This window comes from Paenibacillus sp. BK720, from assembly GCF_011761545.1.
Classification (GTDB): Bacteria; Bacillota; Bacilli; order Paenibacillales; family Paenibacillaceae; genus Pristimantibacillus.
The window spans coordinates 1,162,287-1,188,220 of record NZ_JAASRQ010000001.1 but is presented as its reverse complement, the minus strand read 5'-3'; the positions used below and the strand labels follow the sequence as shown (position 1 = coordinate 1,188,220).

29 protein-coding genes are annotated in these 25,934 nt (G+C 52.2%); 5 read left to right on the top strand and 24 right to left on the bottom strand.

Translation table 11 applies throughout. The features are described 5' to 3' along the window. Positions 1-38 precede the first annotated feature (38 nt). The 4 genes from lysA to FHT67_RS05240 all read right to left on the bottom strand — a co-directional run bounded on the left by lysA (position 39) and on the right by FHT67_RS05240 (position 4,248). The gene (gene lysA, locus FHT67_RS05255) at positions 39-1,367 is read right to left on the bottom strand and encodes a diaminopimelate decarboxylase (RefSeq protein WP_167196225.1); all 1,329 of its coding nucleotides are present in this window, start codon (positions 1,365-1,367) and stop codon (positions 39-41) included. Positions 1,368-1,504: 137 nt separating this feature from the next. After that, the gene (locus FHT67_RS05250; protein ID WP_167196222.1) at positions 1,505-3,145 is read right to left on the bottom strand and encodes a spore germination protein; all 1,641 of its coding nucleotides are present in this window, start codon (positions 3,143-3,145) and stop codon (positions 1,505-1,507) included. A gap of 31 nt (positions 3,146-3,176) precedes the next feature. Further along, positions 3,177-3,611 (bottom strand): stage V sporulation protein AB, encoded by a 435-nt coding sequence (locus FHT67_RS05245; protein WP_167196219.1) that lies wholly within the window; start codon positions 3,609-3,611, stop codon positions 3,177-3,179. Next, complete coding sequence (locus FHT67_RS05240) at positions 3,598-4,248, bottom strand: stage V sporulation protein AA (RefSeq protein WP_167196216.1); 651 nt, start codon at positions 4,246-4,248, stop codon at positions 3,598-3,600. The genes FHT67_RS05245 and FHT67_RS05240 overlap by 14 nt, the downstream gene beginning before the upstream one ends. A 166-nt stretch (positions 4,249-4,414) precedes the next feature. On the opposite strand from FHT67_RS05240, the gene FHT67_RS05235 reads away from it, so the two are divergent. Then, positions 4,415-4,933 carry a DNA topology modulation protein gene (locus tag FHT67_RS05235; RefSeq protein WP_167196211.1) on the top strand — a complete coding sequence of 173 codons (519 nt, stop codon included), beginning with the start codon at positions 4,415-4,417 and terminating at the stop codon, positions 4,931-4,933. Beyond that, on the top strand, positions 4,930-5,433 hold the full coding sequence (locus tag FHT67_RS05230) for a P-loop NTPase family protein (protein WP_167196208.1): 504 nt from the start codon (positions 4,930-4,932) through the stop codon (positions 5,431-5,433). The genes FHT67_RS05235 and FHT67_RS05230 overlap by 4 nt, the downstream gene beginning before the upstream one ends. A gap of 96 nt (positions 5,434-5,529) precedes the next feature. Here the strand turns inward: FHT67_RS05230 and sigF are convergent, their stop codons facing one another. The 11 genes from sigF to ald all read right to left on the bottom strand — a co-directional run bounded on the left by sigF (position 5,530) and on the right by ald (position 14,964). Then, positions 5,530-6,285 (bottom strand): RNA polymerase sporulation sigma factor SigF, encoded by a 756-nt coding sequence (sigF, locus tag FHT67_RS05225; protein ID WP_132304582.1) that lies wholly within the window; start codon positions 6,283-6,285, stop codon positions 5,530-5,532. A gap of 19 nt (positions 6,286-6,304) precedes the next feature. After that, positions 6,305-6,748: an anti-sigma F factor gene (spoIIAB, locus tag FHT67_RS05220; protein WP_132304580.1), complete on the bottom strand. Its 444-nt coding sequence runs from the start codon at positions 6,746-6,748 to the stop codon at positions 6,305-6,307. Continuing rightward, the gene (gene spoIIAA, locus FHT67_RS05215; RefSeq protein ID WP_132304578.1) at positions 6,748-7,101 is read right to left on the bottom strand and encodes an anti-sigma F factor antagonist; all 354 of its coding nucleotides are present in this window, start codon (positions 7,099-7,101) and stop codon (positions 6,748-6,750) included. The genes spoIIAB and spoIIAA overlap by 1 nt, the downstream gene beginning before the upstream one ends. Before the next feature lie 121 nt (positions 7,102-7,222). Next, the gene (locus FHT67_RS05210) at positions 7,223-8,437 is read right to left on the bottom strand and encodes a D-alanyl-D-alanine carboxypeptidase family protein (protein WP_167196205.1); all 1,215 of its coding nucleotides are present in this window, start codon (positions 8,435-8,437) and stop codon (positions 7,223-7,225) included. Positions 8,438-8,682: 245 nt separating this feature from the next. Beyond that, positions 8,683-10,011 carry a pyrimidine-nucleoside phosphorylase gene (locus FHT67_RS05205; RefSeq protein ID WP_167196202.1) on the bottom strand — a complete coding sequence of 443 codons (1,329 nt, stop codon included), beginning with the start codon at positions 10,009-10,011 and terminating at the stop codon, positions 8,683-8,685. Between the two features lie 27 nt (positions 10,012-10,038). Beyond that, a complete protein-coding gene (locus tag FHT67_RS05200; RefSeq protein WP_015843935.1) occupies positions 10,039-10,203 on the bottom strand; it encodes an aspartyl-phosphate phosphatase Spo0E family protein in 165 nt (54 codons plus the stop codon). Between the two features lie 109 nt (positions 10,204-10,312). Next, positions 10,313-11,143, bottom strand: a complete 831-nt coding sequence (locus FHT67_RS05195) for a purine-nucleoside phosphorylase (RefSeq protein ID WP_207918102.1) — start codon at positions 11,141-11,143, stop codon at positions 10,313-10,315. A 25-nt stretch (positions 11,144-11,168) separates the two neighbouring features. Beyond that, the gene (gene deoB, locus FHT67_RS05190; protein WP_167196199.1) at positions 11,169-12,353 is read right to left on the bottom strand and encodes a phosphopentomutase; all 1,185 of its coding nucleotides are present in this window, start codon (positions 12,351-12,353) and stop codon (positions 11,169-11,171) included. Between the two features lie 114 nt (positions 12,354-12,467). After that, positions 12,468-13,358 (bottom strand): site-specific tyrosine recombinase XerD, encoded by an 891-nt coding sequence (gene xerD / locus FHT67_RS05185; RefSeq protein ID WP_167196196.1) that lies wholly within the window; start codon positions 13,356-13,358, stop codon positions 12,468-12,470. A gap of 141 nt (positions 13,359-13,499) precedes the next feature. Continuing rightward, positions 13,500-13,757: a YqzK family protein gene (locus FHT67_RS05180; RefSeq protein WP_243866900.1), complete on the bottom strand. Its 258-nt coding sequence runs from the start codon at positions 13,755-13,757 to the stop codon at positions 13,500-13,502. 64 nt (positions 13,758-13,821) lie between these two features. Continuing rightward, positions 13,822-14,964 carry an alanine dehydrogenase gene (gene ald / locus FHT67_RS05175; RefSeq protein WP_132304566.1) on the bottom strand — a complete coding sequence of 381 codons (1,143 nt, stop codon included), beginning with the start codon at positions 14,962-14,964 and terminating at the stop codon, positions 13,822-13,824. Positions 14,965-15,308: 344 nt separating this feature from the next. Here ald and FHT67_RS05170 point away from each other — a divergent pair, with 344 nt between their 5' ends. Continuing rightward, complete coding sequence (locus FHT67_RS05170) at positions 15,309-16,328, top strand: S8 family peptidase (RefSeq protein ID WP_167196190.1); 1,020 nt, start codon at positions 15,309-15,311, stop codon at positions 16,326-16,328. Between the two features lie 71 nt (positions 16,329-16,399). On the opposite strand, the gene fur is transcribed toward FHT67_RS05170, so the two are convergent. The 3 genes from fur to FHT67_RS05155 all read right to left on the bottom strand — a co-directional run bounded on the left by fur (position 16,400) and on the right by FHT67_RS05155 (position 18,240). Beyond that, positions 16,400-16,858 carry a ferric iron uptake transcriptional regulator gene (fur, locus tag FHT67_RS05165; RefSeq protein ID WP_132304562.1) on the bottom strand — a complete coding sequence of 153 codons (459 nt, stop codon included), beginning with the start codon at positions 16,856-16,858 and terminating at the stop codon, positions 16,400-16,402. Positions 16,859-16,950: 92 nt separating this feature from the next. Next, positions 16,951-17,595, bottom strand: a complete 645-nt coding sequence (gene spoIIM / locus FHT67_RS05160) for a stage II sporulation protein M (protein WP_167196186.1) — start codon at positions 17,593-17,595, stop codon at positions 16,951-16,953. An 87-nt stretch (positions 17,596-17,682) separates the two neighbouring features. Beyond that, positions 17,683-18,240: an NUDIX domain-containing protein gene (locus FHT67_RS05155; RefSeq protein WP_132304558.1), complete on the bottom strand. Its 558-nt coding sequence runs from the start codon at positions 18,238-18,240 to the stop codon at positions 17,683-17,685. 101 nt (positions 18,241-18,341) lie between these two features. Here FHT67_RS05155 and mciZ point away from each other — a divergent pair, with 101 nt between their 5' ends. Continuing rightward, positions 18,342-18,473, top strand: coding sequence for a Z-ring formation inhibitor MciZ (gene mciZ, locus FHT67_RS05150; RefSeq protein WP_132304556.1), 132 nt, complete (start codon positions 18,342-18,344; stop codon positions 18,471-18,473). 43 nt (positions 18,474-18,516) lie between these two features. On the opposite strand, the gene FHT67_RS05145 is transcribed toward mciZ, so the two are convergent. The 6 genes from FHT67_RS05145 to lpdA form a co-directional block, all read right to left on the bottom strand. Then, positions 18,517-19,644, bottom strand: coding sequence for a M20/M25/M40 family metallo-hydrolase (locus FHT67_RS05145; RefSeq protein WP_167196183.1), 1,128 nt, complete (start codon positions 19,642-19,644; stop codon positions 18,517-18,519). 150 nt (positions 19,645-19,794) lie between these two features. Beyond that, the gene (gene lipB / locus FHT67_RS05140) at positions 19,795-20,514 is read right to left on the bottom strand and encodes a lipoyl(octanoyl) transferase LipB (protein WP_132304552.1); all 720 of its coding nucleotides are present in this window, start codon (positions 20,512-20,514) and stop codon (positions 19,795-19,797) included. Between the two features lie 21 nt (positions 20,515-20,535). Next, on the bottom strand, positions 20,536-21,840 hold the full coding sequence (locus FHT67_RS05135) for a dihydrolipoamide acetyltransferase family protein (RefSeq protein ID WP_167196180.1): 1,305 nt from the start codon (positions 21,838-21,840) through the stop codon (positions 20,536-20,538). Positions 21,841-21,877: 37 nt separating this feature from the next. Beyond that, positions 21,878-22,861 (bottom strand): alpha-ketoacid dehydrogenase subunit beta, encoded by a 984-nt coding sequence (locus FHT67_RS05130; RefSeq protein ID WP_132304548.1) that lies wholly within the window; start codon positions 22,859-22,861, stop codon positions 21,878-21,880. Between the two features lies 1 nt (position 22,862). Further along, on the bottom strand, positions 22,863-23,876 hold the full coding sequence (locus FHT67_RS05125; protein WP_132304546.1) for a thiamine pyrophosphate-dependent dehydrogenase E1 component subunit alpha: 1,014 nt from the start codon (positions 23,874-23,876) through the stop codon (positions 22,863-22,865). 96 nt (positions 23,877-23,972) lie between these two features. Further along, positions 23,973-25,400, bottom strand: a complete 1,428-nt coding sequence (gene lpdA, locus FHT67_RS05120) for a dihydrolipoyl dehydrogenase (RefSeq protein ID WP_167196177.1) — start codon at positions 25,398-25,400, stop codon at positions 23,973-23,975. Positions 25,401-25,619: 219 nt separating this feature from the next. Between lpdA and FHT67_RS05115 the strand changes: the two genes are divergently transcribed. After that, positions 25,620-25,913: a DUF2627 domain-containing protein gene (locus FHT67_RS05115; RefSeq protein ID WP_132304542.1), complete on the top strand. Its 294-nt coding sequence runs from the start codon at positions 25,620-25,622 to the stop codon at positions 25,911-25,913. Positions 25,914-25,934: the final 21 nt, after the last annotated feature.

Here is a 25,934-nt window from a genome sequence, read left to right as displayed (position 1 = left end):
TCTATGTCCGAATAAGACTACGTTACCAAAAATCTCCCTCACTTAGCAAGCGATTTGAGAAGTCTAGCCGGAATTACGTCGTTGCCGACGATATTTTCGAGCGATTCGCGCTGCACAACGAGGTCGGATTGGCCGTCTTTCACGAAGACAACGGCAGGACGGCGGAAACGGTTGTAGTTGCTCGCCATCGAGTAGTTATAAGCGCCCGTGCAGGAGACGGCGAGCAAGTCGCCCGTTTCCGCTTTCGGCAGCTCAAGGTCGATAATAAGCTTGTCGCCGCTTTCGCATGCTTTGCCTGCGATCGTAACGGTTTCCGTAGCCGCTTCGTTCGCGCGGTTCGCCAAAATCGCTTCGTAACGCGATTGATACAGCGCCGGACGAGGGTTATCCATCATGCCGCCGTCCACCGCGATATATTTGCGTACGCCCGGAATATCTTTCATTGTGCCAACGGTGTACAGCGTTGTGCCTGCGTCGCCGACGATGCTGCGGCCCGGCTCAACCCAAATTTCGGGCAGCGGGAAGCTAGCGGCCGAGAAATTCGAAATCACCGCGTCGGTAATGGCAGCCACGTATTGGGCTACCGGAAGCGGAGTGTCGCCTTCCACATAACGGATGCCGAAGCCGCCGCCAAGGTTAATGACCTTGAAGGTAAGCCCAAGCTCGTCGCGGATTTGAACGGCGAAAGCCACAACTTTATCCACTGCCATGCGGAAGCCGTCAACTTCGAAAATTTGGGAGCCAATATGGGAATGCACGCCCAAAATTTCGAGATTCGAGAGCTCGAGCGCTTCACGGATGGCCTGCTTCGCGGCACCGTTGCCAAGGTCAAAGCCAAACTTCGAGTCTTCCTGGCCGGTCGAAATATATTCATGCGTATGAGCTTCCACGCCCGGCGTAATCCGGAACAGAATTTTAACTTTTTTGCCCTTGTTTGCGGCTAGCGCATTTAACAGGTACAGCTCGACAAAGTTGTCTACGACGAAGCATCCGATATTGGCATCAAGCGCCATGTTGATTTCGTCCGGCGTTTTGTTGTTGCCGTGGAAATGGATGCGGGCTGCCGGAAATCCTGCCTGCAAAGCCGTATACAGCTCCCCGTCGGACACAACGTCGAGCGACAAGCCCTCTTGATCGGCAATCGCGCACATGGCCATAACCGAGAATGCTTTGCTTGCGTAGGCAACCTGGAATTTCAGGCCGGATTCCTTAAATGCGGATACGTATTCATTTGCCCGTTGACGAATAAGCGTCTCGTCGACGATGTAGAGCGGCGTGCCGTATTCCTTCGCCAGATCCGTTACATCAACTCCGCCAATCTCCAAATGTCCTCGGGCATTAATTTTGCTTGTGCCATGTAAGTACACGAATGATGTTCCCCCTCAGATATCTACTACAGGACGTAATAGAAGTTGATTGCGATTTGTACCAATAGCCACAGTATATCGCAATCTAACCTTGAGAGAAATGGATAAATTCACATTTGATTTGTATTTCTTGGCCTCTAATCGGTACGCGGCATTTTGTCGCTTTGCTGCGGGCGGAGAAGGTTGGGACGAGTCCGGTTTTTGAGCACCGGCTTCCTTACGATGATGTTCCACATCGCTCTGTAATCAAACGGAATAAACGGCCACATATACGGACGGTTGAACGAACGCTGCATGCACAGCATCATCAGAATCGCGGTTGTTGCGATAATAAACCCCGGAGCGTTAAACAGGGTGACAGCAATGATCAGCACAAGCCTGACAATCCGGTTGGCAAGCCCAAGCTCATAGCTTGGCGTAGCGAACATCCCCACGGCGGCAATAGCCATGTAGAGAATAACTTCATTGATGAACAGCCCGGTTTTGACCGCTATATCGCCAACCATGATGGCCGCAACGAGGGAGACGGCGGTTGCCAGCGTTGACGGCGTATGCACCGAAGCGAGCCTCATGAGATCAACGCCGACCTCCACGATCAGAAACTGCACGATCAGCGGTAGCTTGCCGACTTTTTCCGGCCCCAGGAAGGCTAGAGCCTGAGGCTTCAGCTCGGGATGAACCACGAACAGGAGCCATAAAGGCAGCAGGAACAACGAGGAGAAAATCCCGAGAAAACGAACCCACCGCAGGTAGGTTCCGATAAACGGAGTCTGCCGGTTCTCCTCCGCGTGCTGGATTAGATCAAAAAAGGTAGTCGGCAATATCATGGCGCTTGGCGAAGTGTCCACAAACACGACCACGGAGCCTTCCAGCAGATGGGCGGCGACTACATCGGGACGTTCCGAGTATCTCACAAGCGGAAAGGGATTCCAACCCCTTTGCACGGTCGCTTCTTCCAACTGCTTATCCGCTAGCGGCAGCCCGTCTATATGCACGAGTTCGATTTTGTCCTTGATCGATTTGACCAGCTCCGGATCGGCCAGATCATTGATATAGGCAATGCAAATATCGGATTGCGTGCGTTCCCCAACCCTGACAAGCTCATAACGGAGCTGCGGATCGCGGAGGCGTCTGCGGACAAGCGAGACGTTCATCATCATGGTTTCCACAAAGCCGTCGCGGCTGCCGCGCACAACGCGTTCAAGCGTCGGTTCCTCCGGATTGCGCGCCGGGAAAGCCTTCGCATCGATAATGATCGCATGCGGTTCTTTGTCAATAAACATCGCTGTGGCGCCTGATAAGACGAAGGTCAGCATCTCATTCCATTTATCCTTCTTTTCCACCTGCGCGGCAGGCACATACAAATGAAGGAAATTATGAAAGGCGTCGCCCGAAACGTCGTCTGGCTGCAAATATGTGAGCCGTTTGAGAACTTCGGTCAGGATTGTATCCTTGGCGAGGCCATTCATGTAGAAAAAAGCGACGCGCCTTTCCCCAAACGTCATTTCGCGCACCACGATATCGAAGCTTACCTTATACCCCACTTCGTTCTCCAGCCGCTCGAAAACCTCGTCCAGACTGGCAGGAATCGCATCATCCTTGCCGTCGGCTTTCTCATGTCCCGCGAGAGTCTGGCCATGCTTGACCGTGCGACCCGTTAATTCAAAAGGAGGAGTCGGGATTGCCATTCCCTGCTCCTCTTTTTTTTGCGCTTCCGGTATGTACATAAACGGGGGCTTCCCGTTATTTTGTTCCCGGTCCTTCTCCCGATCCGTCATCGTCATCGTCCTTTCGTGTCTGTTTTACTTGCTACCACTGGAAATACAGCCAATCGAACAAAGAGCCCAGTGTTTTGCCAAGCACCATTGCCATTACAAGACCCACCAGATAATCGGACAGATTCATTCGCTTCGCAAGAATCGGCAGCACGTTCATAACCTCCGTCAAAGCTCCTGCCAGCATGCCGACGAACATACCGGTCATCAGACCGGAAACGGTCAGAATAAAAGCCTTCGGCAGCGTCAATCGCCAATCCATGAAATCGGCAAAGGTCCAATACATTGAACCGCAAATGACAGCCGTCTCGAACCATATGGACACGCGATAGGCGTAAGCGATCTGGGCGAGCCTAGGGATCAGATCGAGAATGATCAGAAACGCGACAAGTCCGCTGCCGACGGCAAGACCTCCTGAGAGTCCGAGCAGCATCACGAACAAGTGCATCAGCCAATCACCCATCGTCATCGCCCCGCTCTCCGTGCTGCCGGTTTTTTTTGCGCATTTCGTCCGCAATAACGTAGGCATTTACATTTTCCTGATACGTATACAGCTCCACCTCGAGAGGGTTGGGCTCTTCGTTGAAACGCTTCTTGAAGAGATGGTTAAAGAACAGAATCATGCCTAGGCCGATTCCGATCGAATACGGGATCTGGAACCATAAAGGATGATCGGTCCGCTTGCCGGTCAGGAGCTCGACAATCCGGATATGAACCTCCTTCATGCTGACATCCGTGTGGAAATTCATAATCGCAAGTCCCGCTCCGAAAAAGAGCAAAAGCCATGCGAACACAAGCACAACAATACGCGGCTTCTGGGGTTTGGGGGATATCATGATAAGTACCTGCGGATCGCCGTAGGCTTCCACGGACAGTCCCGGCGCCGCCTCCCTCACAACCCGCACGATCTGAAGCAGGTCAATGACAACCCGGTTCCCGTCCCCTTTATGATGGCGGTACAGCACAAGCTCGTTAAGCTCTTGCTCCAGCTTCTCGTTTGGCGCCAGCAGCCTGGACACCTGTCCCAGCGTTACGCTGCGCTCCGGCCGTATACTTACTTTCTTCTTAAGTCGCAGATAGAGGGCGGATGGCTCAGTTGCGTCCATCTGTCATCATTCCTTTGTTCCCGTTAAGGGTTTACTTCCCTGTTAGTATGAGAAAAGGAGATAGCGGATAGTCATGCTTATAAAGGTAATAAATTGAAACTGCCGCAAGGAATAGCGTTCGCCGGATGGAATTAGTAAAGAGCATAAACAACTTCGGGAGGACGCAATGAAACGGATTGTCATCATAGGATCGGGCGGAGCGGGCAAGTCCACCATGGCCCGAAAGCTTGGCCAAGCGCTTAACCGGGAGGTAACTCACCTGGATGCGTTATTCTGGAAGCCCAATTGGGTAGTCGTACCGCGGCAGGAGCAAATGATCGTCCAAAACGAGCTGGTCAAACGTGAGGATTGGATCATCGACGGAAATTACGGAGGAACGCTCGATATCCGGCTAAATGCCGCCGATACGATCATTTTTCTCGATTTCCCGAGACTGTTATGCCTATACCGCGCAGTCAAAAGATCCATTCGATACCGGAACAAAACCAGGCCGGATATGGGACCCGGATGCAAGGAAAAAATCGATTTGCCATTTTTGAAGTGGATATGGGAATACCCGAATACAAGGAGACCTGAAATCATGAGCAAACTTCAGCAATTGTCCGGGGAAAAGAAAGTCGTGATCCTCAAATCGCCGGGCGAGGCTAAACGTTTTCTGAACAGCTTGGGGAAAAACAAGGAATGAACAAAATATTTATTGTCGGCATCGTAGCCAGCGGCAAAACGACGCTTGCCAAGCAATTGTCCGAGCAGCTTCATATTCCCTGGTATGAGCTTGATGCTATTGTTCATCAACATACTGAAACGGGAAGAGCAAAGCGGACGGCAGAAGAGCAGCTTGAGGTGATTATGGACATCGACCGTAACGGAGCATGGATATTGGAGGGAACGGACCGGGATTCCTACCAATACCTGTACAAGTTGGCAGAGACGATTATTTTTGTGGATACACCGATTTTGGTGCGCCTATGGAGGATATTTTCCCGCTTCGCTAAACAAAAGCTTGGCCTGGAGACTAGTCATTACAAGCCTGATTTTTATATGCTCCGCATGATGCTCAAGTGGACGAGCGATTTTGAACGGAATAAAACCGCGTTTGAAGGCAAGCTTCAGGAGCATGGAGACAAAGTTGTCCGCTTGAGCGATACAAAAAAGAAAAAACCAAATGGCTTCGCGGCACCTTGAAAAGGCGGCGGCCATTTGGTCTTTATGCGCTCCTCAGCAAAATGAGGAGCGCATTGGGCAATTTGTTCGCGTATTTACGACGAACAAATTTCCATTTCATTGGGCAATTTGTTCGCGTATGGACTGCAAAATTTTCTTCTCCAACCTCGACACCTGAACCTGCGATATCCCCAAGCGGCTGGCGACTTCGGATTGGGTTTTATCCCTATAGTAACGTAAGTATACGATCAGGCGCTCGCGTTCGCTTAAGCCCTCAATCGCCTCGATCAAGGCAAGCTTGTCGAACCAGCGCTCCTGAGAGTCGTCCGCAATTTGATCCATGAGAGTAATGGGATCGCCGTCGTTCTCGAATACGGTTTCGTGAATGGAAGTCGGCGGCTTGTTCGCTTCCTGCGCGAAGACCACATCCTCCGGCGTAATGCCAAGCCGATCCGCCACTTCGCTGACCGTCGGCAGACGGCCAAGCGTCTTGGACAGCTCATCCTTCATTTTCCGAACCTTATTCGCCGTCTCCTTGAGTGAACGACTGACCTTCAGCGTACCGTCATCACGCAAAAAGCGCTGAATCTCGCCGATAATCATCGGCACCGCATAGGTAGAGAACTTCACGTCATAGGACAGGTCGAATTTATCGACGGACTTCAGCAGCCCGATACACCCGATTTGGAACAAATCCTCCGGCTCGTATCCACGGTTGATAAACCGCTGTACGACTGACCAAACCAATCTTATGTTACATTGAACAAGCGTATCCCGGGCGAGCGTATCGCCGGATTGACTTAACGCTATCAAGCGCTTGACTTCCGCATCATCCAAATACGGCTGAGCCGTTTGCTTCAAATCGACATCCATGAGGTTCAACCCCTATACGCTAGTTATACAGCGCTTTTTTCGATTCAATACGCTTAAGCATCGATACCCGCGTACCTTGGCCCAATTCACTCGTCACATCAAAACGGTCCATGAAATTTTCCATAATCGTAAAGCCCATGCCCGAACGTTCCATTTCCGGCTTGGAGGTAAAAAGCGGCTGACGCGCCAGTTCCAAATCCTCGATCCCCTTGCCATTATCCCAAATCGCAATCGATACTACGTCCCCGTCGATAGACGCTTCGATGTTTACCTTGCCGGCAGGGTCGCTGTCGTATCCGTGAATAATCGAATTCGTAACCGCTTCAGATACAGCCGTCTTCAAATCGTTCAGCTCTTCAAGCGTCGGGTCCAGCTGCGATACGAAAGATGCCACCGCAATACGGGCAAAAGCCTCATTTTCCGACCGGGCGCTAAAGGATAAGGTCATTTCGTTGCGTCCCATTACGAGACCACCTCCAGACTAGAAATCGCCATTCTTTCATTGTCGTAAATGCTCATTATCTTAAACAAGCCCGACATTTCAAACAGGCGGTAGACACTCGGGTTCACGTCGCATACGACCATCTTGCCGCCTTTGCTGCGAATCTGCTTGTATCTGCCCAAAATGACGCCTAATCCGGAGCTGTCCATAAACTGCAGATCCTTCAGGCTTAGAATAATGTGGTGGCTTTCCCCTCTTATGATCTCCGCCTCCATCTTATTGCGGACAATATCCGCCGTATGATGGTCAAGTTCTCCGCGGAGACGCACGATCAATACATTACGGTAATGCTCCAGTTCTGCTTGCAGACTCATTGTCGCCGTTCAACTCCTTTGGGCTTCGCTATTGGATCGCACTACGATTTCTCCGCGAATCCCCAGGTTTCCTGCACGGCGACAAAACTAGAAGAGAAGCGCTAGAAGCTGACAAAATGCGCTAAGAGAAAAGCCCGCCGAAGGAACGTTTAAGCAGCTTGAACCAACCCGCTTTATCAATCGACTGCGGCGCGTCTACCGGGAACTCCTTCACAACCTGGTCGCCCTGGTATACGACTAGCTTGCCGATGGATTGTCCGATCGCAACCGGCGCTTTAAGCGGTTGATCGATCTGCAGCTCGTAACGGATATCCTGAGAAGCCGCTCCTTTTTTGAGCAGAATGCTGTAAGGATGCTTCGCAACGAGCGGCATTTCCCGCACTGCGCCCTTCTCGACCTTGATCGTTCCCATCGTATCCCCTTCTTTGAAGATCGGATGGGTCGTGTATTGCGCGAACGTGAAGTCCAGCATCTGCGATACTTCGGCATTTCTCGTTTTGGTGTTTGGCTCGCCCATCACGACCGCGATCACTCGCAGGTTGTCGCGTTTGGCCGTTGCCGTTAAGCAGAACTTCGCTTCATTCGTGAAGCCTGTCTTAAGACCGTCGGCTCCGCTGTAGAACCGTACAAGCTTGTTCGTGTTCACGAGCCAGAACGGTTTCTCCGATGACTTGCGCAAATAATCCTGGTAGGACCCGGTATATTTCGTAATCTCGGAATGCTTCAGCAGCTCGCGCGACATCACGGCGATATCATGAGCGGAAGTATAGTGATCAGCCGCAGGCAGCCCGTTGCAGTTGGCAAAATGCGTGTTTTTCAAGCCAAGCTGCTGCGCTTTCTCGTTCATCATCACTACAAATTGCTGCTCGGTTCCCGCAAGCTTTTCCGCCATGGCGACAGAGGCATCGTTGCCCGAAGCCATCGCGATTCCTTTCAGCATCTCGTCAACCGTCATTTCTTCACCGGGTTCGAGGAATATTTGGGAACCGCCCATAGATGCCGCGTACTCGCTAGTTGGCACCTTGTCGGTCAGTTTGATTTTCCCGTCGTCCAATGCTTCCATGATCAGCAGCATCGTCATGACCTTCGTAATGCTCGCCGGAGGAAGCTTGACGTTGCTGTCCTTCTCGTAAATGACGGTTCCGCTGTCAGCGTCCATCAGGACCGCGGAACGCGCGGAAGGTGCTAGATCGAGCGATGCGGTTTGCTGCTGGCCTTGAGCGCCGGGAACGGGCTCTTTCGCGCTGGATACGGCATTGGCGTTAGCAGCAGCTGGCATTGCGGTTAGGGCAAATGCAGCGAATAGGATGAACAGCTTCGTACAAACTTTTTTCATGTGCAGGTCTCCTTCAAAGATGATGCGGTTCTTGTCGAAACGTTTTAACACCGCAATTGGGCTATATTGTCTTCTCCAGTCTTGACCTCTTTCATGAAAATTATTCCACGCAAAAACAAGGAGCCAAAACGACAAAAAAGCGATGCAGGGATAAGCCGCTGCACCGCTTTTTTCATCAATTTTACCTAACCAGCCGTTCTTCATTCAGCTAACTCTCTTTTGAGACGGCCCCTTTAAGAACGGAACTAATAACGCTGCGTTCCTTCCGCCGTAACAACGGACAAAAGAAGCGGTCGCTCATCGGGCTTCCCTGCCGCTACCGCGTAAGCTTCGCGGACTTTAGCTATGACTTCTTCCACGGCAGAATCCTGGGCGCGCACGTGAAGCACGGCGAGCGTGTCGCCTTCGCTTACCGCATCTCCAACCTTCTTGCGGATGGTAATCCCAACAGAATAATCGATAGTCGCTTCCTTCGTTGCCCGTCCGGCTCCCAGCAGCATCGCGGCGATTCCAAGCTCTTCCGCATCAATCGCGGCGATAAACCCTGCGGAAGCGGCTTTAACCTCTATTTGCACCGCAGCTTGCGGCAACCGATTAACATCATCCACGACCGAAACGTCTCCGCCCTGCGCTTCAACAAACTGCTTGAACTTGGCTAAGGCTTCGCCATTATCCAGCTGCTTTTGCAGCAGGTCTTTCGCTTCGGCAACCGTCGAAGCTTTTCCGCCAAGGACAACCATATGCGCGCCCAAAGTTAGACATAATTCGGTAAGGTCCGCCGGTCCATTGCCCCGCAGCGTTTCAATAGCTTCCCGGACTTCCAGCGCATTGCCGATAGCGAAGCCAAGCGGCTGATCCATGTCGCTGATGACTGCCGCCGTCTGACGGCCGACCTTGGTGCCGATCTCCACCATGGCTTGGGCCAGCTTCTCGGAATCCTCAACGGTCTTCATAAAAGCGCCGCTTCCCGTCTTCACGTCCAGCACGATGGCATCCGCGCCGGCCGCGATCTTCTTGCTCATGACAGAGCTCGCGATTAACGGAATGGATTCGACGGTAGCCGTCACATCCCGCAGCGCATACAGCTTTTTGTCCGCTGGTGCCAGATTTCCGCTTTGTCCGATCACCGACAAGCCAAGCTCATTCACTTGTTCGAGGAATTTCTCCCTCGTCAGCTCCGTCTGGAAGCCTGCAATCGATTCCAATTTGTCGATCGTTCCTCCCGTATGGCCAAGTCCCCTGCCGGACATTTTGGCAACCGGGACGCCAACGGAGGCAACTAGCGGGGCAATAATCAGCGTTGTCTTGTCGCCTACTCCGCCCGTGCTGTGCTTGTCCACCTTCACTCCCGCGATCGGAGCCAGGTCTACCTGGTCTCCCGAATTCGCCATGGCAAGCGTAAGTGCCGCTGTCTCGGCCGGCGTCATTCCCCGAAAGAGTACCGCCATCGCCCAAGCCGACATCTGATAATCCGGAATGTCTCCATCGCAATAGCCGTCCACCAGAAACGTCAATTCTTTTGCAGTCAGCTCTCCGCCGTCCCGCTTCTTTTGTATTAGATCTACTGCTCGCATGTTATTCACTCCGTTTCTGCCGCGCAGTCATTTATGAGAATGCGCTCGCAGCATTTGTTGCCGAACGATCAGTTCGTCCAGCATTTGACTCAGCTGGAGCACCTCACGATGTACAAATGTTTTCTTTTTCATTGCTTTTTCAACCATTTTCCCTCTAAGCTGCTCGATTTCGACGAGTAATAGCTTGTCCACGTTTCTCCACTCCATCATCCCATAATCATGGACATTATACGACGACCCCGCCATCAAATACTGTCATATTCCGTCGAGCCAATTGTTACATTTTTATTACAAAGATCTACTAAAAAAGTCGGATAACTTCTTTTACCAGCGCCAAAAATTCAGCTTTTACGCGCTCCGTCGTTTCCATGACTTCGTCATGCGACAATGGCTGATCCAGCACCCCTGCCGCCATATTGCTGATACAGGAAATACCGAGCACTTCAATGCCGGAATGGCGGGCGGCAATGACTTCGGCAACAGTCGACATGCCGACGGCATCTGCACCCAATACGCGCAGCATGCGAATCTCGGCAGGCGTCTCGTATGTTGGACCAAGCAAACCGGCATAGACGCCTTCCTGCAGCTTGAGGCCTTGCTTGGCCGCCGTTTCGCGGGCAATGGCGCGCAGACGCTTGCTGTATGCCTCGGACATATCCGGGAATCTTACGCCAAGCTCATTGTCGTTTGGACCGATCAACGGGTTTTTGCCCGTCATGTTCAGATGATCGGAAATCAGCATCAGGTTGCCGGCCTCGTAATCGAGATTCACGCCGCCTGCGGCATTTGTGACGAGCAGGGCCGTAACGCCAAGCGCCTTCATGACACGTACAGGGAATGCCGTCAGCTCCGGTCCGTAACCTTCGTACATATGGAATCTGCCGCGCATAAGCACTACCGCTCTGCCGGATAAGGTGCCTACTACAAGCTCTCCCGCATGGCCTTCAACCGTAGATACCGGGAAATGCGGAATGTCGCTGTAATCGATCGTAACCGGGTTTTCGATATGGTCGCCAAGCACGCCAAGGCCGGATCCCATAATAAGGCCAATCTCCGGTTGAACCTGTACTTTGCCGGCGATATAGGAAGCGGCCTCTTTAATCTGTGCTGCTGTCATTGTAGTTGAACTCATCGTTTGTTCCTCCTCTGTATCCTTGTTACTCTTTTGTCTTCAGCAAGCTTAAGAAGCTTGCGCCGTTTGGCGGTGTCGGCACGCCGAAATTGTCGGCGATTGTCGCGCCAAGATCCGAGAAGGTGGCTCTTGTGTCAAGCCGCTCCGGAGTTGCAAATGCCGGGCTGTACAGCAGAATCGGTACGTATTCGCGCGTATGGTCGGTTCCCGGATGGACCGGGTCATTGCCGTGATCGGCCGTTACGATGAGAAGATCGCGTTCCCCAAGCGTGCTCTCGAGCTCCGGAACCGCCAGGTCAAACTCCTCCAGCGCTTTCGCGTAACCCTCCGGATCGCGCCGGTGTCCATAGAGGGAATCAAAATCAACAAGATTGGTGAAGAGCAGGCCTTTGAACGGTTGTTTCAACGCTTCAATCGTACGCGCAATCCCGTCGGCGTTGCTTTTCGTCGACGTAGTCGCCGTAATGCCTTCGCCGTCAAAAATATCGTTAATCTTGCCGATGGCGATAGTATCTAGTCCGTTATCCTTCAACAGGTTCAGAACGGTTGCCTCGGGCGGTTTTACCGCATAATCGTGACGGTTCGGCGTACGCTTGAAAGCGCCGGGGGATCCGACATAAGGCCGCGCTATAACGCGTCCCACGGCAAACCGCTCGTCCATTGTCAGTTCTCGGGCGATTTCGCAGCCGCGGTACAGCTCCTCTAACGGAATAATTTCCTCGTGAGCCGCAATCTGGAACACGCTGTCGGCGGACGTATAAACGATCCATGCCCCAGTCTCCATCTGCTCCGCGCCCAGCTCATCCAAGATCTCGGTGCCGCTTGCCGGCTTGTTGCCGATCACCTTGCGGCCGGTGCGTTCCTCGAACGCCTGGATCAGTTCGGCCGGAAAGCCTTCAGGGAATGTCTGGAACGGAACGGTAATCTTAAGCCCCATCAGCTCCCAATGGCCGGTCATGGTGTCCTTGCCAACCGAGACCTCGGCCATTTTGCCGTAATAAGCTGCCGCTTCCCCTTCCGGCTTCCAATCCGCCAGATCCGCGATCCGGTCAAGTCCCCAGCGACGCAGGTTCGGAAGCTCGATCGACGGCACGCGTTCAATGATGTGGCCAAGCGTATGGGACCCGCTGTCCCCAAAGGACGGCGCATCCGGCAATTCGCCGATGCCGACGCTGTCTAATACAATTACTGCAATACGATCAAATTTCATTGGGATCCTCCTAAAAGAATTGCAACATGCTTTTGGTTGCAATTCTTACTTCGTAAGCGTAAGCCTAAGAATTGCAACGCGCTTTTTGGTTGCAATTCTTACTCTTGGTTGCAGCTATGCCCGGGGATGGGCATTCGAATATACATCCTTCATTTTTACCTTGGAGACCTTCGTATACCGCTGGGTGGTCGAAATATCCGCATGACCGAGCAGCTCCTGGACGGCCCGGAGATCAGCCCCGTTCTCCAGCAGATGCGCCGCAAACGAATGCCGCAGCGTATGCGGTGTAATCTCTTCGGAGATTCCCGCTTCCTTCGCGTACTTTTTGACCATCTTCCAGAAGCCCTGGCGAGTCATCCGCGTGCCAAGCTGATTGAGGAACAAAGCAGGCTCGTCCTCCGACTGCCTAAGCAGCTCCGCTCTGCCATTCTGCAAATAATCGTCAAGGGCGGATGCGGCCATTCTTCCAAACGGGATAATCCGCTCCTTCATCCCGCTGCCCACGCAACGAATGATGTTTAACTGCGAATTCACGCTGTCCACGTTTAACGAAATTAGCTCGGACACCCGAATCCCTGTGGCATACAGAAGCTCCAGCATCGCTTTGTCCCGCTTCCCGGCAGCCGTAACCGGCTGAGGAGTCTCAAGAAGCCGGCCTGCGTTCTCGATCGACAGCACGCTAGGTTCTTTCTTTTCCTGCTTGGGGGACTCTATGTAGATGGCGGGATTAAGCTGTATATAACCGTTTACCGCCAAATAATGAAAAAAAGCGCGAATGGACGCAATATGCCGGGATACCGTCGAAGTCTTGCGTCCGCTCTCTTTCAGACGCAGTAAATAATGCGACAAATGGTGACGGTGAACGTCGGCCACATTCGCGATCGATTGCTGTTCCAGATAGTCGAGCAAGCCTTGCAAGTCGCGTCCGTAAGACTCCAGCGTACTGCTGGATAAGGCGCGCTCGTTCATTAAATATTGAATAAAGGATTCTACTTGAGCTTTCATGCCGGTTCCTTTCGTCCAGAAGGATGATCAGGGCCATAGGGCTATGGACCTTGTCTGCGGGCAAGTTATCCTGCTATTCCACTATTCCACAACCGGCCGTTCAAATCCTGCTTTACCACTTTTATTTTATACCAGGTTATATCATTCCCCATACCAATAAAACCACCTCAGCCGATCCGCGATGCTTCCCTTTTCCGCATCGGCCTGGAAAACTTTCAACGCAGCGCCTTTAGGCTCTCTATAAGGGTGGACGGGCGCAATCACGTCAACCAGCCAGCGATAGCTGCCCGTCACGATCAAAAGCAACAAGGTGAATATCACAACAAACAAGATTCGGCTTAACCATCTGCGCAGGGAGAGGACCATCTGCCTTCCTCCTTTATTTTTACGGTTGTCCATCCGTAACAATCTATGAGAGAGGCCTAATGGTTATACCTTGAATAACGCCCAGATTCGCCTAAAGTTAAGGCTCAAGATTGTCGAAAGCGATGCTGTCCAGCCATCGTTGAAGCGGAGTGTAAGGAAGTCCTGATGCCGCTGCGACCGGTTCATAAGTGACAGTGCCCCGGTAGGTGTTAACCCCTTTCTGCAGAGGCACGCTGGCTCTAATGGCCTCCCACCCTCGACTTGCAAGATCAAGGGCATACGGCATCGTAACATTCGTTAAAGCAAAAGTAGACGTACGCGGAACGGCACCCGGTATATTGGCAACCGCGTAATGGACCACGCCATGCTTCATATAAATGGGATCCTTGTGCGTGGTTGGACGATCAACGGTTGCAATCGACCCGCCCTGGTCAACAGCCACATCCACAATTACCGAGCCTTTTTTCATGGATTGCACCATCGTTTCCGTAACCAGATGCGGCGCTTTTGCTCCCGGTATCAGTACCGCTCCAATGAGTAAATCCGCTTTTCCGACGGCATCCGCAATATTATAGGGACTCGACATAAGCGTACGAAGCCGGCCTCCAAACACATCATCCAGGTATCTCATGCGGTCGGTGCTTTTCTCCAAGACAACAACGTTCGCGCCCATGCCGAGTGCTATCTTCGCTGCGTTTGTACCTACGATTCCGCCGCCGATAATAACAACCTCGGCTGGCGGCACCCCGGGTACGCCTCCCAACAACACACCTCTGCCGCCATTAAACGCTTCAAGAAACTGCGAGCCCACCTGTACGGCCATGCGTCCCGCCACTTCGCTCATTGGCGTCAACAGGGGCAGGCTTCCGTTTGCGAGTTGGATCGTCTCGTACGCTATCCCCGTTACCCCGCTGTCCATCAATGCACGGGTAAGCTCGGGAGCCGCGGCAAGATGCAAATACGTAAATAAGATCAGTCCTTCGCGGAAGTAGGAAAACTCCTCCTTAAGCGGCTCTTTGACCTTCATGATCATATCCGCTTCTTTCCATACCTCCGATGCCTCTCCTCGAATCTCCGCGCCTTCCAACTCGTAATCCCGATCCTCGAATCCGCTTCCTTCGCCGGCTCTCGTCTCCACAATCACCTTATGGCCTGCCGCCTTCAGCATGGTTACGCCCGCCGGGGTAAGCGCAACACGGTACTCGCTCGATTTGATTTCCTTCGGAACGCCGATAATCATTAGCTTCCCCTCCTGGAATATGGCGCACTATCTACTATGTTGTATGAAACTTTAGGGACAAATGTTAGCCCATAAGCGTACCTTTTCCAGCCCGATCGAAAAATATGTGCTGTTATTCCGTACAGGTGACCATAACGAACGCGGCTGGCGCTCCATACAATGAACAAGCACGTTTTCATTGGCTTTGACGGTCTATATATAGAACGAATAGGAGAATGTATATGCCAAAGCTGGAAAAGCTGCTGTTTACAAGCTCAAAGCGTGTCCCATCCAGAAATACCGTTCGCAAACTAATTACCTTCAAAACGGGTCGCTCCTATAAAAAATGTCTCAGAAGATTACGAATGAAAGGGATAAAGCCTTACAAACGGATGCCGGCCCTCCGAACGATCGGCTGCCATTTCGACAAGCGCCGCCCTTGGAAGCCCATTGCGAGACACCCGGAAGTAAAAAGGGTCGAGAGCGATGTCCGAATCCGGGTACATCTATTCAAGAAGCATAAGGCAGCGGGAAGAAGCAAAACAACGGTCCATGCGATGGCGGCCTGCCCGCCCGAGCTGACATGGAATATATGCCGCGTCAAAGCCCATGAAGCTTGGCCGCGGACAACCGGCGGAAAGATAAAGGTCGCCATTATTGATACGGGAATTGCAGCGCATCCCAATTTGCAAATTGCCGGGGGAGTCAATACGATTCGGGGCGGAAGCTACGCGGATGATAACGGCCACGGCACCCATGTTGCCGGAATAACCGCGGCCAGAGGCCTGGACGGGATCAAAGGAGTGGCCCCCGATGTCGAGCTCTATGCCGTTAAAGCCTTGGACAGCCGGGGCGGCGGATTCGTATCCAGCATCATAGCCGGCGTTGACTGGTGCATCCGCAATAAGATGGATGTGATCAACATGAGCTTTGGCCTGGTTGGTTCAACCGTCAGCCGCGCGCTCAGGGATGTTATTGCAAAAGCCTATAAGCAAGGTATTGTTATTGTCGCCTCTGCCGGCAACTCCGGAACGGAGGATAACGGCATGATTGACGCCCCCGCCTCTTTTCCCGAGACGATGGCTATCGCCGCTACCGATATGTCGGATAAAGTAACGGGCTTTAGCAGCCGCGGTTCGGGCATCGATCTGGCTGCGCCAGGCGAGCAGATCAAATCCACATGGTTGAATGGCGGATACATGACCCTGTCCGGAACCAGCATGTCCGCCCCGCATGCTGCCGGCGGCGTTGCTCTCCTGTTATCCAAGCAGGCGGGACTTAGCCCAGCCCAGGTGTCGGAGCAGCTTAAGAGCCGGGCGATGCCGCTGCCTTCCGAGTCCGAGAACGAGCAGGGCGCGGGACTCCTGCAGCTGGATCGAATTTGACGGTAATAAGACCGCCCCAATAAAACGCCAAAACGGCTTTGCCGTCCAGATACGCTGGGCAGCAAAGCCGTTTATTCATTTGTTTTGTCATTATTCGCATTGCAACGGTGACATACGCCCTGGAAGTCAAGACGATGGTCGATAACGGTAAAGCCGTATTCCTGCTCTAACCGTTCCTCCAGCGGAAGAAGCCAGTCTTCCTTAATCTCGTCCATTGCGCCGCACTGTACGCAAATCAGATGATGATGGTGGTGCTTGCTGCTGTCCGTACGAAGGTCGTAACGGGCAACGCCGTCGCCAAAATTAAGTTTCTCGACTACATGCATTTCGCTCAGCAATTCGAGCGTACGGTATACCGTAGCGAGTCCGATTTCCGGGGCCTTGTCCTTTACGAGCATGAATACATCCTCGGCGCTTAAGTGATCGTCTTCGTTCTCAAGCAATACGCGAACGGTTGCTTCACGCTGCGGGGTTAATTTGTAGCCCTGCGACTGCAACTGTTGTTTTATCTTTTCAATCCGGGCTTCCATGATTTCCCCCCTACCACATGTCTGCGCCAACATCAGAAAACGTTTGCTTTCATTATAGGGGTTAACCATTCATAAAGTCAAACATTTTGCCGTTAGACGGCTGTTTCAGCCCCTGTCAGATAAGGAGCCGCCCATTGCATGAAGTAAGGCGAAAGATACGCTTCCAGCAGGGATGCTCCGGCCAAAAGCAGCAGCATAAGCAAGGCGGTAGACGTAAACGACGCAACTTGCGGGGCTAAAGTCCCTTTTTGCTGGAGCAGGCGATTCTTGATGACATAGGTTGAAAAGGTAATGGCCGCAACGCTGGTGATCATTATGGCCGGCACTACGATCAGATTCGGCGGAGCAACGGAGGCGAGCGAGAACAATACGCCTTTCCAGGCATGCTGGGAGATTAAGGAGCCTACCGCAAAGCCGACCAGCGCTCCTTTCAAGAAATCCAGCGCCAGCACAAAAGGAATCCCCACCACCGATATGCCTAGAAACCATAACAAAAACAGCCATTTGCCATGAAATATAAAGCTGTCCCAGAACGACTGCGACGCATCGGGCGACACGCCGTCATTCACCAGCCTGATATATTGATTCACATCCGCCGCCAAATCCTGCTGCTGCTCCAATGTCAAAGCGTTGACCATCAGCCCGCCGAATATGGCTCCTACCACAAACAATACGGCGACAAATACATACAAGGTCAGCTGGTTTTTAACCGCGTCTTGAAAAGCTGGCGAACGCATGGAACACTCTCCCTTCTTGTCCAGTTGATAAAGTGTATGTTCCCTTTATTCACCGTATGACGTCCAAGAGAGCGGTCCGGACAAGTTTTAGATCGTACCCGTCAGCTGATAAAGCTTCCACGCGTACACGGCCAGAATCGTCTTAGCGTCGCTGATTCGGCCTTCCGCAATATAAGCCTCCGCCTGCTCCAGCGTAATCGCCTCAACCTGCAAATATTCATCTTCATCCGTGTGCTGCGTGCCTGATGTCACATTTTCCGCGAAATACAGATACAGCTTCTCGTCGGCAAAGCCGGGCGAAGTGAAAAAGGCGCTTACAAGCTTCAGGCTGTCGGACTTGTAGCCGGTTTCCTCCTCCAGCTCGCGTGCCGCGGCTTCCATCGGATCTTCTCCGGCATCCAGCTTCCCGGCGGGAATTTCGATCTGGAATTTCTCGAGCGGCTTGCGGAACTGTTCGACAACGAGCAGCTTTCCGTCAAGAAGCGCCATAACGGCAGCCGCGCCCGGATGCTTAACAATTTCGCGCGTAGCCGTGCGGCCATCCGGCATCGCGACGGTATCCACCTGGAGCGTGATCATTTTCCCTTCGAAAATAGGCTGCGTGCTGATTGTTTCTTCCCGCCAAAGCTCGTTGTTCTGACTCATCCTGAATCTCCCCTGTTCTTCGAATGATGAATTATGGAATAACCTGTCCCCTTTTTGCATATCCATTGCCTATAAGAGATACGCAAAGGAGCGTGTGAAGGATGAAACAATATCTAACGCATAATGAATTGAGACTCGTAGGCAAAGCTTGGGAAATTCAAAGCCAGCTGCGGAAGCTATCCCGAATGGATATCCCGCTTCAAAAGCTGCTCTCCCCGCAAAAATCGAAATAAACGGCTTATCCTTGCTTGGACAAGCCGTTTTTTTCTCCGAAGTTTAAGCTTTTGCCGCTTGTTTGATAATCTCGATGACGAGCTCCGTGATTTTCACGAGGTCAGCGACCTTGATTTGTTCCTTGGTTGTATGAATATGCTCGTAACCGACAGCCAGATTGACCGTAGGCACGCCAAGTCCATTGAAAATATTCGCGTCGCTGCCGCCTCCGGAATGGAAAGTGCGCGGCGTAAGCCCAATTGCCGTCGCTGCCGATTTGGCCAATTGGACGACCGGCGAATGATCGTCGTGGACATAAGCCGGGTAGATCAATTGGCTTTCGAATTCCGCTTTCGCCCCAAACTCCTCCGCCGCGCTCTCCAGCGCCTCGCGCATCGCGTCCACCTGACGGTCCAGCTTCTCCTGCACGATACTGCGGGCTTCCGCTACCAGCTTGACGAAATCGCAGACGACATTGGTTGCGCCGCCGCCTTCGAAGCTGCCGATATTAGCCGTTGTCTCTTTGTCGATACGTCCAAGCGGCATACGGGAGATCGCTTTTGCGGCAACTTGAATCGCGCTGATGCCATCTTCCGGGTTGACGCCGGCATGCGCCGATTTGCCATGCAGCTTCATGATGATCTTTGCTTGGGTAGGAGCAGCTACGGCCATATCCCCAATCGAGCCATTGGAATCAATCGCATAGCCAAACGATGCTTTCAGCTTGGAGGCATCCATGTTCCGCGCGCCAAGAAGTCCGGATTCTTCGCCGACCGTAATGACAAATTGGATCGGACCATGGGGGATATTGTTTTCCTTAAGCACGCGGATCGCTTCCAGCATCGCGGCAAGTCCTGCTTTATCGTCGCTGCCCAGTATCGTTGTGCCATCGCTTCTTATGTAGCCGTCACTGTCAATTTGCGGCTTGATGCCGTTGCCCGGCGCTACGGTGTCCATATGGGAAGTAAACAAAATCGTAGGCGCTCCCGCATCTCCCGTGCCTTCCAGCATAGCGAACAAATTGTTTGCGCCATGCCCCGTTTTTTCCATCGCATCGTCTTCCTCGACGGAAAGACCCAGATCCGAAAACTTCGCCTTAAGCACTTTGCTTATTTCCTGCTCGAATCTTGTCTCGCTGTCTACCTTGACAAGTTCAATAAATTCGCTGACGATCCGTTCCTGATTAACCATAACTATTTCCTCCGCTCTCTGTTTTCGATTACAATAGACGGGAGCTTGTTTTAAAAAAGAAAGGAGTTTTTACCCTTGAAGATGCAAAAACTTATACGTCTAGTTGCTATTCTTGTTGTTACTGCCCTTGTCGTTACGACGCTTGTTGCTTCAATCAGCTCGCTGCTCTAGCAGCTCGGGATTGGCAAACCCGAATACGCGGCAGAAATGCGGCAGCAGCTGCCGCGCTGCCTCTTCCACGGTCAGCGCAACGCCGGACAGGTCGTTAAAGGATGTGACCCCGTACTCCTGAATGCCGCATGGAATAATGCCGCTGAAGCCTTCGCTACCTATCCCCGCCTCGATATTCAAGGCAAAGCCATGGCTTGTTACAAAACCGCCGCGATCACGGGCCCGATTGAATTTCACGCCGATTGCGGCGATTTTCTCATTGCCGACCCATACTCCAGTATATTCCGGCTTTCTTCCCGCTTCTATACCATATTCGGCCAGCCAATTGATTATTGCCTGCTCTACATTGCGAAGATACGCATGCAGATCCAATCCTTCCATCGGCAGGAACAGCATCGGATAGCCCACCAGTTGTCCCGGCCCATGATAAGTAATATCCCCTCCGCGATCGATTTCGAAGACCGATATTCCGCGCTCGATCAGTTCATCCTCGCTAAGCAGCAGATGCTCGTGATGACGGTCTGTGCCAAGCGTATAAGTAGGCGGATGCTGAAGAAGGAGAAGCGTCTCCTGACGCTCCTCCTGGCTGATCTGCCGCACGATCGATTTCTGCATTTCCCATGCTTCCGCATAACCGATCATCGGTATATATCGGGCTTCCAAATGCCGCTCCACGTGTTTAAATGCCGTGTCAGTCATGCTCGGATTACCCCGTTTCTTCTAGTACAATTTCGTATCTACGTTGAAGCCTTCCAAATTGTCTTTCACGCGCTGCAGGAAGCGACCGCAGATAACGCCATCCAGTACGCGGTGATCAAGCGACAGGCACATATTCGCCATCGAACGGATCGCGATCATGTCGTTAATGACGACAGGCCTCTTCACAATCGATTCAAAGGTCAGAATGGCGGCCTGCGGATAGTTAATAATCGGGTTCGTAATAATCGAACCGAAGGAACCCGTGTTATTGACGGTAAAGGTACCGCCCTGCATATCGCTGAGCGTCAGTTTTCCTTCGCGTCCGCGGCGTGCCAGATCATCGATTTCCCGCGCAAGGCCGGCAATCGTTTTATGATCGGCATTTTTGATAACCGGCGTCGCAACGGACTCTTCCGTACCGACTGCCAGAGAGATATTAATATCCCGCTTCACGATAATTTTATCGACGGCCCACATCGAGTTCATGATCGGGAAGTCTTTCAAAGCATTAACGACAGCCTTCAGAACAAAAGCAAGATAAGTCAGGTTAATGCCTTCGCGCTTCATGAATTCATCCTTCACTTTATTGCGGAGCTGTACCAGATTGGTAACGTCGACTTCAATCATCATCCAGCCATGCGGAATTTCGTTCACGCTTAGCATGGTATTGCGGGCAATTGCGCTTCGAATCGGCGATACGTCGATGAAGTCTTCCCCCCGGCCCGTTATCGAGGCGCTTTGGCTAGGGACGGTTGGCGTACGAGGCGTCTCCGTTAAATGCAAGCCGGACGAACGCACTTCCGATACGTTTGTGCTCGGCGGAGGCGTAACCGGTCTCGCTGCTGCAGGATCTTGTCCCGCTCCCGAAGCTACGTAAGCCAGAATATCCTTCCTGGTGATCCTTCCGCCAAGTCCCGTTCCCTGCACATCGGCCAGACGGACGCCATGCTCAGCCGCAAGCTGCTGAACTGCCGGCGAGAAGCGGTTGCGCATCGATTTGTCGCCTTCATCCGTCGATTCCGCGTTTACGTCAGATTTTGTGGATTCCACAACTGTTACAGCTTCCGATGAGGACGAAACAGCTTCCGTCTCAACGCGGCATACCGGCGTCCCGACCGGTACCGTCTCGCCATTGCCAACCAGAATCTCGACCAGCGTGCCTGCAATCGTGGATGGCAGCTCCGCGCTTACTTTGTCCGTGATAAGCTCGCAGATCGGTTCATACATCTCAATCCGGTCACCCGGCTGCTTCAGCCATTTATCAATAGTCGCCGAGACCAGTGATTCCGCCAACTGAGGAATGACGATCTCCTTCACTGATTTCATTAATTATCCATCTCCCTACCTGACACGTACTTGTCGCTTAGTATAGCGCCAAATTGCGCATTGCTTCTTTTACTTTGTCTTTGTTGAGCAAGAAGAACTTCTCGCCCGGCGGGTTAATCGGCATTGCCGGTACATCCGGACCACAAAGTCTTTGGATAGGAGCATCCAGCTCATACAGCAGTTCTTCCGCTATAATGGCCGATACCTCCGCACCTACGCCGCCAGTCTTATTGTCTTCATGAATAATCAATACTTTTCCCGTCTTGCGGACTGCCGCAAGAATCGCATCCTTGTCGAGCGGCTGCAGCGTTCTTAGGTCAAGTATATGAGTGCTGATTCCTTCTTGCGCAAGCTCTGCAGCTGCCTGCTCAACGAATATGAGCGGCATGCTGTAACCGATAACGGTAATGTCGTCGCCTTCGCGAAGCACATTGGCTTTTCCGATCTCGACAACGTAATCATCCTCAGGCACATCGCCGTTTATAAGCTTATAGCATTTTTTATTCTCGAAGAAGATAACCGGATCCGGATCGCGCACTGCCGCTTTTAATAACCCTTTTGCATCGTAAGCCGTGTAAGGAGCTACAATCTTGAGACCCGGCGTTCCGAAAAACACCGACTCCGGACATTGCGAGTGGTACAAGCCGCCAAAAATACCGCCCCCGATTGGCGCACGGATAACAATCGGACAACTCCAGTCGTTATTGGAGCGGTAACGGATTTTTGCCGCTTCGCTAATAATTTGGTTAGTCGCCGGGAACATGAAGTCCGAATATTGCATTTCCGCAATCGGCTTCATGCCGTACATAGCCGCGCCAATAGCAACCCCTGCAATAGCCGACTCGGCAAGCGGCGTATCAAGCGCGCGCATTTCGCCAAATTGCTCAAGAAGTCCTTTGGTCGTCGTAAATACGCCGCCCTTTAAGCCAACGTCCTCGCCAAGCACGAATACGTCGTCGTCGCGCTCCATCTCTTCTTTCATTGCCAGACGTATCGCATCGATATAATCCATTTTTGCCATCTTAGCGTCCCTCCTCCGCATACACGTGCAACAGTACGGATTCCGGCGCCGGGAATGGCGCGTTGTCGCCGTATTCCGTTGCTTCATCGACCGTCTTGCGGATGCGCGCGTGAAGCTCGGCCTCAAGCTCTTCATTCCAGAGGCCGCATTCTTCTAAGTACGTTTTAAATTTCGGGATGCCGTCCTTCGCCCGGTTTTCGTCTACTTCTTCCTTCGTGCGGTACGCAAGATCGTTATCGGAAGTAGAATGCGGGGACAGGCGGTACATCATCGCTTCGATGAGCGTCGGGCCTTCGCCGGCGATCGCGCGTTCGCGCGCTTCCTTGACCACCCGGAAGACTTCAAGAGCGTCATTGCCGTCAACCTGGTAACCCGGGAAGCCGTAACCAAGGGCACGGTCAGCTACTCGTCCGCCAAGCTGCTTGCGCACCGGCACCGAGATCGCGTATTGGTTGTTTTCGCACATCAAAATAACGGGGAGCTTATGAACTCCGGCAAAGTTGCAGCCTTCATGGAAATCGCCCTGGTTGCTCGAGCCTTCTCCGAAGGTAACAAAGCTGACGATCGGTTTATTTTTCATTTTCGCGGCCAAAGCAATGCCAACCGCATGCGGTACCTGCGTGGTAACCGGGCTGGAGCCCGTTACGATCCGGAGACGCTTGCTACCGAAGTGGCCTGGCATCTGGCGGCCTCCGCTGTTCGGGTCTTCAGCCTTGGCAAAGACAGACAGCATTAATTCTTTTACCGTCATGCCGACGGCGAGGACAAATCCGTAATCGCGATAATAAGGCAGGAAATAATCATTCTCCCGGTCGAGCGCAAAGGCAGCGGCAACTTGCGCAACCTCCTGTCCGATGCCGGAAACGTGGAAATTAATTTTACCCGCTCTTTGCAGCAGCAAATTGCGCTCGTCGAATTTACGGGCGAGCACCATCATTGCGTACATTTCAAGAGCCTGTTCGTTCGTTAAGCCTAATTCGTTATGACGAAAGGTTTGTTCGGTTGATTGACTCATGAGGTTGTGCCTCCTTTAACCTGATTTTAAAACCAGGTACTAAGACTTGATATTACCTATTATAACCGCATTTGCCCGAAAAAGAAAATCCAACGCTTAGAGAGCGAGCGATTTGCCGTCAATGGCAAGCATAGCTTCCCCAAGAGCTTCGGATAAGGTTGGATGCGGATGAATAAGCTGACCGACTTCCCAAGGCGTTGCGTTTAGCAATCCGGCTAGCGAAGCCTCGGAGATCAAATCTGTCGCATGCGGACCAATCATGTGGACACCCATGATGTCATTGGTCTTCCGGTCGGCAATCACCTTCACGAATCCGTCTGCTTCTCCAAGCACAAGAGCTTTGCCAATTGCGGCAAACGGTATTTTACCTGTCTTGATATCATGCCCTTTCGTCCGGGCCCCATCTTCCGTCAGACCGTAAGACGCCACTTCCGGGCGGGAATAGATGCACCGCGGGATAAGATTCGGATCAACCGCTTCTTTCTTGTAACCCGCAATATGCTCGGCTGCAGCCACGCCTTCGTGGGATGCAGCATGCGCAAGCTGTACGCCCCCGATAACATCGCCAATCGCATAAATATGCGGCTCGGTTGTTTGACCGAATTCGTTGACGTAAATAACGCCGTTTTTGGTCTGAATATCCGTATTCTCAAGACCGATGTTTTCGATGTTCGCCTGACGACCGACGGACAGCAGAAGCTTGCTTGCCGTAAGCAGAATATTCCCTTCGGAAGTATCGGCTGTAATGGACACCTCGTCTCCGTTAATCGATAGCTCTTCGGTTTTGAGCTGGACATTGGTGAGTACCCGCACGCCGCGGCGTCGGAGCAGTCTCGTCAGCTCAGCCGACACTTCAGAATCTTCCCCCGGAAGAAGTCTAGCGCCAACCTCAACCAAGGTTACCTGTACGCCAAAATCCTGCAGCATCGAGGCCCATTCCACCCCGATGACGCCGCCGCCAACGATCAGCATCGATTCCGGAAGCTTCTCGAGCCGTAGAGCATCGTCGCTGGACAAGATATGCACGCCGTCCGGTTTTAGCCCCGGCAGATGACGAGGGCGAGAGCCCGTTGCGATAATCAGATTCGTCGATACGACCGACTCCATCTCCCCGTCGGCCAGTTCAACGGCTAATGAACCGCTGCGAGGCGAAAAGATGGAAGGGCCTATGATACGGCCTTTGCCATTTATAATTTGGATATCATATTTTTTCATCAAGCCTTTCAGGCCTCTATGCAATTGCTCGACTGTCTTTTCTTTACGGTCCTGAACCTTATTGAAATCCAGTGACAGAGCACCCTCCGTAACCGAAACTCCGTATTTGTCCGCTTCAAGCAAAGTCGCATACACTTCTGCGCTGCGAAGCAGCGATTTGCTTGGTATACATCCTCTATGTAAGCAAGTGCCGCCCAGCTTATCGAGCTCCACGATAGCTACGCTTTTGCCCAGCTGAGCAGCTCTGATCGCTGCTGTATATCCGCCCGGGCCACCGCCAAGCACAGCTACATCCACTTGGATTGTCATTATGTATTATACCTCCTAAAAAAATGGTTCCCTAGTGAGCCTATTTGCGTATGCATTCGTGATAATTACTTCTTAGTAAACATCCGATTACCACTCGTCCTATTGTACCTTTTTTCAAATCGATTTACATCGTTAAATTTCCGAAATAGACACTGCCTGCAGAAAAAGGTATCATAGGAAGGAATGTTTAATTACGGATACAAGGAGAACATCATACATATGAGATTAGTTGCTGCCCGTCTAATTGCCGTTCTGCTGCTCGTCATACCCGGTATTGCGGCCTGTATCGGTTTTCTCAAGATGAAAAATGCCTTATTCAATTACTTTTCCGATTTCGGAAACGATGCCATTCATCCGGATTTTGCATGGCTAAGCTTCTTATTTGGACTTGTTCTCTTTGCAATCGGCGTTGGTTTTATTGGCGGTTGGATTTTTTTCCGCGATCGCAAACGCAATTACGTCGCCCCAAGATTCCGTCCGAAACGTCCCAGACCGCCAAAACCGCAAGCTTAAGCAAAAAGACATAGAACACCC

Bases quoted from the DNA above. Each gene is read 5' to 3' on its own strand.
- FHT67_RS05250 (WP_167196222.1), bottom strand. From the start codon at position 3,145: ATGACGGATCGGGAGAAGGACCGGGAACAAAATAACGGGAAGCCCCCG.
- FHT67_RS05245 (WP_167196219.1), bottom strand. From the start codon at position 3,611: ATGACGATGGGTGATTGGCTGATGCACTTGTTCGTGATGCTGCTCGGA.
- FHT67_RS05240 (WP_167196216.1), bottom strand. From the start codon at position 4,248: ATGGACGCAACTGAGCCATCCGCCCTCTATCTGCGACTTAAGAAGAAA.
- FHT67_RS05235 (WP_167196211.1), top strand. From the start codon at position 4,415: ATGAAACGGATTGTCATCATAGGATCGGGCGGAGCGGGCAAGTCCACC.
- FHT67_RS05230 (WP_167196208.1), top strand. From the start codon at position 4,930: ATGAACAAAATATTTATTGTCGGCATCGTAGCCAGCGGCAAAACGACG.
- sigF (WP_132304582.1), bottom strand. From the start codon at position 6,285: ATGGATGTCGATTTGAAGCAAACGGCTCAGCCGTATTTGGATGATGCG.
- spoIIAB (WP_132304580.1), bottom strand. From the start codon at position 6,748: ATGGGACGCAACGAAATGACCTTATCCTTTAGCGCCCGGTCGGAAAAT.
- spoIIAA (WP_132304578.1), bottom strand. From the start codon at position 7,101: ATGAGTCTGCAAGCAGAACTGGAGCATTACCGTAATGTATTGATCGTG.
- FHT67_RS05210 (WP_167196205.1), bottom strand. From the start codon at position 8,437: ATGAAAAAAGTTTGTACGAAGCTGTTCATCCTATTCGCTGCATTTGCC.
- FHT67_RS05205 (WP_167196202.1), bottom strand. From the start codon at position 10,011: ATGCGAGCAGTAGATCTAATACAAAAGAAGCGGGACGGCGGAGAGCTG.
- FHT67_RS05195 (WP_207918102.1), bottom strand. From the start codon at position 11,143: ATGAGTTCAACTACAATGACAGCAGCACAGATTAAAGAGGCCGCTTCC.
- deoB (WP_167196199.1), bottom strand. From the start codon at position 12,353: ATGAAATTTGATCGTATTGCAGTAATTGTATTAGACAGCGTCGGCATC.
- xerD (WP_167196196.1), bottom strand. From the start codon at position 13,358: ATGAAAGCTCAAGTAGAATCCTTTATTCAATATTTAATGAACGAGCGC.
- FHT67_RS05180 (WP_243866900.1), bottom strand. From the start codon at position 13,757: ATGGACAACCGTAAAAATAAAGGAGGAAGGCAGATGGTCCTCTCCCTG.
- ald (WP_132304566.1), bottom strand. From the start codon at position 14,964: ATGATTATCGGCGTTCCGAAGGAAATCAAATCGAGCGAGTACCGTGTT.
- FHT67_RS05170 (WP_167196190.1), top strand. From the start codon at position 15,309: ATGAAAGGGATAAAGCCTTACAAACGGATGCCGGCCCTCCGAACGATC.
- fur (WP_132304562.1), bottom strand. From the start codon at position 16,858: ATGGAAGCCCGGATTGAAAAGATAAAACAACAGTTGCAGTCGCAGGGC.
- spoIIM (WP_167196186.1), bottom strand. From the start codon at position 17,595: ATGCGTTCGCCAGCTTTTCAAGACGCGGTTAAAAACCAGCTGACCTTG.
- FHT67_RS05155 (WP_132304558.1), bottom strand. From the start codon at position 18,240: ATGAGTCAGAACAACGAGCTTTGGCGGGAAGAAACAATCAGCACGCAG.
- mciZ (WP_132304556.1), top strand. From the start codon at position 18,342: ATGAAACAATATCTAACGCATAATGAATTGAGACTCGTAGGCAAAGCT.
- FHT67_RS05145 (WP_167196183.1), bottom strand. From the start codon at position 19,644: ATGGTTAATCAGGAACGGATCGTCAGCGAATTTATTGAACTTGTCAAG.
- lipB (WP_132304552.1), bottom strand. From the start codon at position 20,514: ATGACTGACACGGCATTTAAACACGTGGAGCGGCATTTGGAAGCCCGA.
- FHT67_RS05135 (WP_167196180.1), bottom strand. From the start codon at position 21,840: ATGAAATCAGTGAAGGAGATCGTCATTCCTCAGTTGGCGGAATCACTG.
- FHT67_RS05130 (WP_132304548.1), bottom strand. From the start codon at position 22,861: ATGGCAAAAATGGATTATATCGATGCGATACGTCTGGCAATGAAAGAA.
- FHT67_RS05125 (WP_132304546.1), bottom strand. From the start codon at position 23,876: ATGAGTCAATCAACCGAACAAACCTTTCGTCATAACGAATTAGGCTTA.
- lpdA (WP_167196177.1), bottom strand. From the start codon at position 25,400: ATGACAATCCAAGTGGATGTAGCTGTGCTTGGCGGTGGCCCGGGCGGA.
- FHT67_RS05115 (WP_132304542.1), top strand. From the start codon at position 25,620: ATGAGATTAGTTGCTGCCCGTCTAATTGCCGTTCTGCTGCTCGTCATA.